Here is a 6,001-nt window from a genome sequence, read left to right as displayed (position 1 = left end):
GTCGCCGAACTCCTCGGCCAGCGCCTTGGTGAGGTTGTTGAGGGCGGCCTTGGCGGTGCCGTAGTCGACCGGTTTGAACGCGGCCCTGGCGCCGATCGAGGAGATGTTGATGACGACTCCGCGGCGCCGCAGCAGGCCGGGCAGCAGCGCGCGGGTGATCCGGACGGTGCTGAACAGGTTCATCTCGTAGGTGCGCTGCCAGTCGTCGTCGGTGAGGTCGAGGAAACCGCCTGCCGCCATGCTGCCGCCGGGCACTCCGCCGAAGTTGTTGACCAGGATGTCGGCGTCGCCCACCTGCCCGGCCAGCAGGGCGCCCGCGCCGGGACCGGTGAGGTCGACCGGCACCGACGTCACACCCGGTACCGGGCAGGTGCCGCGGGCGGCCGCGAACACGGTGGCCCCCTCCGCCGCCAGAGCCCGTGCGACGGCCAGTCCGATGCCCTTGCTCGCGCCGGTCACCACGGCGGTCCTGCCGGTCAGCTGAAGATCCACTTCTGGTCCTTTCTTGAACTACAGTTACAAAATCAGGGCACGCGAACGGCGGACTCCGGTTCGCGGAGGGTGTGGTTACAGTGCGCGCAGTGCCGTTTCGGTGAGCGCGGCGAGCCGCCGCGGATCGGGATCGGCCCTGGCCAGCACGCGGATGCCGTTGATCGTGGTCAGGAAGAACGCGGCGAGTGCGCCCGCGTCGGCGTCCGCGTCGATCTCGCCGGACCGCTGACCCTCTTCGATCGCGCCGCGGAACGCCGCCTCCTGGCGCTCGAAGGTCCGCCGCACCAGGTGATTGACCACCTCGTCGTGCTCGCCGAATTCGATGGCCGCATTGGTCATCAGGCAGCCGCGGCGATCTTCCCCCGCCGCCGTGACGACGAGATCGAGTGCCGCGCGCAGCCGCTCGCGCGCCGGGCCCCGCCCGTCCAGCAGCTCGATCAGGCGGACGGTGACCTGCTCGTGGTACCGGCGCAGCGCGAGTTCGAACAGCTCGTGCTTGCTGTGGAACGCGTTGTACAGACTGCCCCGCCCGATGCCGAGCGCATCGACCAGCTGCTGGGGGGTGGTGCCCGCGTAGCCGTGGGCCCAGAACACCTCCATCGCGCCGGCGACGGCTTGGTCGGGGTCGAAGGACTTGCCGCGTGCCATGCCCGAACCCTAGCCGATTCTGTAACTAGAGGTCAAATAAAGCCGGTGCGGCACGCCTGCGCGGCACCGCGAGCGCGGGGAGCTAGGCTGGCTCCTCAGCCGGTAGGTACCGCTCAGGGGAGGTTTTCGCTGGTGTCGAACGATTCCTTCGTCCACCTGCATGTGCACACCGAGTACTCGATGCTCGACGGTGCGGCGAAGATCGCCCCGCTGTTCGCCGAGGCGAAGCGGCTGGAGATGCCCGCGGTGGGGATGACCGACCACGGCAACATGTACGGCGCGGACGAGTTCTACCAGCAGGCGAAGAAGGCCGGGCTGAAGCCGATCATCGGCATCGAGGCCTACCTCGCGCCGGAAAGCCGGTTCCACAAGAAGCCGGTGTTCTGGGGGCAGACCAACCAGCGCGGCGCCGACGAGTTCGGCGAGGGCGGCGACGTCTCCGGTGGCGGCGCCTACACCCACATGACGATGCTCGCCGAAAACGCCACCGGGCTGCGCAACCTGTTCAGGCTTTCCTCCCTGGCCAGTACCCAGGGCTACTACCGCAAGCCCCGCATGGACCGCGAGCTGGTCTCGGAGCTCCACGAGGGCATCATCGCCACCACCGGCTGCCCCTCCGGCGAGGTGCAGACCCGGTTGCGGCTGGGGCAGAAGGCCGAGGCGCTGCAGGCCGCCTCCGACTACAAGGACATCTTCGGCGCGGACAACTTCTTCCTCGAGCTGATGGACCACGGGCTGCCGATCGAGCGCTCGGTCCGCGAGGGGCTGCTCGAAATCGGCCGTCAGCTGAGCCTGAAACCGTTGGCCACCAACGATTCCCACTACGTCACGCAGGGGCAGGCCGATTCGCACGCGGCGCTGCTGTGCGTGCAGTCGGGCAAGACGCTCAACGACCCAAACCGGTTCAAGTTCGACGGCGACGGCTACTACCTCAAGTCCGCGCAGGAGATGCGCGCCTACTGGGACCTCGAAGTCCCCGGCGCCGCGGATTCGACGCTGCTGATCGCCGAGCGGGTGCAGCCCTACGACGACGTCTACACCCACAAGGACCGGATGCCGGTCTTCCAGGTCCCCGAGGGGCACGACGAAGCCAGCTGGCTGCGGGCCGAGGTCGCCCGCGGCATGAAGTGGCGGTTCCCGCAGGGCGCGCCCGAGGGCTACGACGAGCGCATCGAGAAGGAACTCGAAGTCATCATCGGGAAGGGGTTTCCCGCCTACTTCCTCGTCGTCGCCGACCTGATCAACCACGCGCGCAGCGTGGGCATCCGGGTGGGGCCCGGGCGTGGTTCGGCCGCCGGTTCGCTGGTGGCCTACGTGCTCGGCATCACCAACCTGGACCCGATCCCGCAGAAGCTGCTGTTCGAGCGGTTCCTCAACCCCGAGCGTGTGTCGATGCCCGACATCGACATCGACTTCGACGACCGCAGGCGCGGCGAGATGGTGCGCTACGCCACCGAGAAGTACGGCGCCGACCGCGTCGCCCAGGTGATCACCTTCGGCACCATCAAGACCAAGGCCGCGATCAAGGACTCCGCGCGGGTCCACTTCGGCCAGCCCGGTTACGCCATCGCCGACAAGATCTCCAAGGCGCTGCCGCCGCCGATCATGGCCAAGGACATCCCGCTGTCCGGCATCGTCGACCCGCAGCACGAGCGCTACGGCGAAGCCGCCGAGGTGCGCACGCTGGTCGAGACCGACGAAGAGGTCAAGACGATCTTCGAGACGGCGCGCGGGCTCGAAGGGCTGATCCGCAACGCCGGTGTGCACGCCTGTGCGGTGATCATGTCCAGCGAGCCGCTGATGGACGCGATCCCGCTGTGGATGCGCGACGACGGCTCGATCATCACCGGCTGGGACTACCCGTCGTGCGAGGCCATCGGCCTGTTGAAGATGGACTTCCTCGGCCTGCGCAACCTCACCGTCATCGGCGACGCGATCGACAACATCAAGTCGAACCGGGGCGAGGAGGTCGATCTCGACACCCTCGGCGTCGACGACCCCGAGACCTACAAGCTGCTCAGCCGCGGTGACACGCTCGGCGTGTTCCAGCTGGACGGCGGGCCGATGCGCGACCTGCTGCGCCGCATGCAGCCGACCCTGTTCGACGACATCGTCGCGGTCGGCGCGCTGTACCGCCCCGGCCCGATGGGCATGAACGCCCACAACGACTACGCCGACCGCAAGAACGCGCGGCAGCAGGTCAAGCCGATCCACCCGGAACTGGAAGAACCCCTGAAGGAGATCCTGGCCGACACCTACGGCCTGATCGTCTATCAGGAACAGATCATGCACATCGCCCAGAAGGTCGCCGGCTACACCATGGGCCGAGCGGACGTGCTGCGCCGGGCGATGGGCAAGAAGAAGAAGGAGGTCCTCGACAAGGAGTTCGAGGGCTTCCATGCCGGGATGCGGGCCAACGGCTTCTCCGACGAGGCGATCAAGGCCCTGTGGGACACGATCCTCCCGTTCGCCGGGTACGCGTTCAACAAGAGCCACGCGGCCGCCTACGGCCTGGTCTCGTACTGGACGGCCTACCTCAAGGCGAACTACCCCGCCGAGTACATGGCGGCCCTGCTCACCTCGGTCGGTGACAACAAGGACAAGTCCGCGGTCTACCTGTCCGAATGCCGCAGGCTCGGCATCAAGGTGCTGCCGCCGGACGTCAACGAGTCCGGCCAGCGCTTCGCCGCCGTCGGCGACGCCATCCGCTTCGGCCTCGGCGCGGTGCGCAACGTCGGTGCCAACGTGGTCGAGTCGATCATCAAGACGCGGGGGGAGAAGGGCAAGTACTCCTCCTTCACCGATTTCCTCGACAAGTCCGAACTCGTCGTCTGCAACAAGCGGGTCATCGAATCGCTGATCAAGGCGGGCGCCTTCGACTCGCTCGGTAACACCCGGCTGTCCATGATCGGGGTCCACGAGGACGCGGTCGAAGCGGTGGTGCCGCTCAAGCGCCAGGAGGCGATGGGCCAGTTCGACCTGTTCGGCTCGGCGGGCGACGAAGAGGGCGATGCCGCGTCCGCGCCGTCCTCATCCCCGCTGGCGCACCTGAAGTTCAACGACGAGGAATGGCCCCGCAAGCAGCTGCTGTCCTACGAGCGGGAAATGCTGGGCCTCTACGTGTCGGCCCATCCGCTCGACGGCGCCGAACGGATCCTGCGCAAACACGCTCCCCGCCCCATCGCCGCGATTCTCGACAACCCGCCCAAGGAAGGCGAACTGATCGTCTCCGGTCTGATCACCGCGCTGGAACGGCGGGTGAACAAGAAGGGCGAGCCGTGGGCCATCTGCACGGTGGAGGACATGGACGCCGCGCTGGAGGTGCTGTTCTTCCCCAAGTCCTACGCGATGTTCTCCACGGACCTCGTCGAGGACAACGCCGTACTGGTGAAGGGCAGGGTCAACTGGCGTGAGGACAAGATGTCCGTCTTCGGCGGCGGACTGGTGCCCCTCGACCTGTCCGAAGCGGGCAACGGTGACGAAGAACCGCCGCTGGTCCTGCACTGCACGGCCGAGAAGCTCGACAAGAGCGTGGTCGGCGAGCTCAAGCAGACCCTGCTCGCGCACCGCGGGGACACCCCGGTCCGGTTGAAGCTGATCGGCAAGCGGCGGGAAACCGTGTTCGCGCTCTACGACTACCCGGTCAAGGTGACTTCGATGCTGATGGGCGAGCTGAAGGGGATTCCGGGAATCACCGCGGGCACCTGAGCAATGCTTGCGGACGCTAAGCGAGTCACCATGGAGTGGTGACAGCGTTCCAAGGCGAGTCCCCGGGCCGATCCCGTGGCGAAGAGGATCCCGGGCGGTGGAAGGCGCTGGCGGTCACGCTGGCCGCCGGTTTCATGAGCCTGCTCGACGTCAGCATCGTCAACGTCGCGCTGCCTTCGATCCAGCGTGGTATCGGCGCCGACGCCGGAGCCGCGCAATGGGTGGTTTCCGGCTACGCGCTGACCTTCGGGCTGGTGCTGGTGGCAGGCGGACGGCTGGGTGACGCACTCGGGCGGCGCAAGATGTTCCTCATCGCGCTCGCCGCGTTCGTGGTCACCAGCGCGCTGGCGGGCGCCGCGCCGGACGCGACGCTGCTGGTGTGCGCACGGCTGCTGCAGGGCGCGGCGGGCGGATTGCTGACCCCGCAGAACTCCGGGCTCATCCAGGACCTGTTCCGCGGTGCCGAACGAGGCCGTGCGTTCGGCGTGTTCGGTGCCGTGGTGGGCATTTCCACCGCGGTCGGGCCGGTGCTGGGCGGGCTGATCCTGGCCGTGTTCGGCGAGGCCGAAGGCTGGCGCTGGGTGTTCTACGTCAACGTGCCGATCGGGGTGGTCACCTTCCTGCTGGCGATGCGGCTGGTGCCGGCCGGAGCGGGCCGTCGCGCCCACCTCCGGTCGGAGATCGACTTTCTCGGCACGGTGCTGCTCGGGCTCGCGGTGCTGGCCGTCCTGCTGCCGCTGGTGGAGTCGGAGCAGGACGGGGTGCGGCGGTTGTGGTGGCTGTTCCCGGTCGCCTTCGCGCTCGGCGGCGTCTTCGTGTGGTGGGAGCGGCACACGGTCCGCCGGGGCCGGGCGCCGCTGATGGACGTCCGCTTGTTCACCTCGACCCCGGGTTACGCCTCGGGCACCGCACTGGGGGCCACCTACTTCTGCGGGTTCGCCGGGATCTGGCTGGCGTTCGCGATCTTCTTCCAGCAGGGGCTCGGTTACTCACCGTTGCAGTCGGGGCTGGCCGTGACCCCGTTCGCGATCGGTTCGGCGGTGTCCGCGGCGCTCGCGGGGCGGCTCGTCGGCCGCCTCGGCCGGAAACTGACGGTGACCGGGCTGGGGCTGGTGATCTTCGGGCTGGGCGTGATCGTGGCGCTCATCCGGCT

Annotated in this window: 4 protein-coding genes; 2 read left to right on the top strand and 2 right to left on the bottom strand. The window is 68.0% G+C overall.

Annotated elements, in window-relative coordinates:
* Nucleotides 1-492, bottom strand: a 492-nt coding sequence (locus tag FNH05_RS29865; protein WP_144592192.1) for an SDR family NAD(P)-dependent oxidoreductase, incomplete at its 3' end; no start/stop codon positions are given.
* 75 nt (nt 493-567) lie between these two features.
* A complete protein-coding gene (locus FNH05_RS29860; RefSeq protein ID WP_144592191.1) occupies nt 568-1,140 on the bottom strand; it encodes a TetR/AcrR family transcriptional regulator in 573 nt (190 codons plus the stop codon).
* 132 nt (nt 1,141-1,272) lie between these two features.
* On the opposite strand from FNH05_RS29860, the gene dnaE reads away from it, so the two are divergent.
* Nucleotides 1,273-4,848, top strand: a complete 3,576-nt coding sequence (dnaE, locus tag FNH05_RS29855; RefSeq protein WP_144592190.1) for a DNA polymerase III subunit alpha — start codon at nt 1,273-1,275, stop codon at nt 4,846-4,848.
* Nucleotides 4,849-4,982: 134 nt separating this feature from the next.
* On the top strand, nt 4,983-6,001 hold a 1,019-nt coding region (locus FNH05_RS29850; protein ID WP_144592193.1), incomplete at its 3' end, for an MFS transporter.

The organism is Amycolatopsis rhizosphaerae (assembly GCF_007713715.1).
GTDB classification, from domain to species: Bacteria; Actinomycetota; Actinomycetes; order Mycobacteriales; family Pseudonocardiaceae; genus Amycolatopsis_E; species Amycolatopsis_E rhizosphaerae.
The sequence above is the reverse complement of the archived record's forward strand: the minus strand, read 5'-3'. Positions and strand labels throughout refer to the sequence as shown.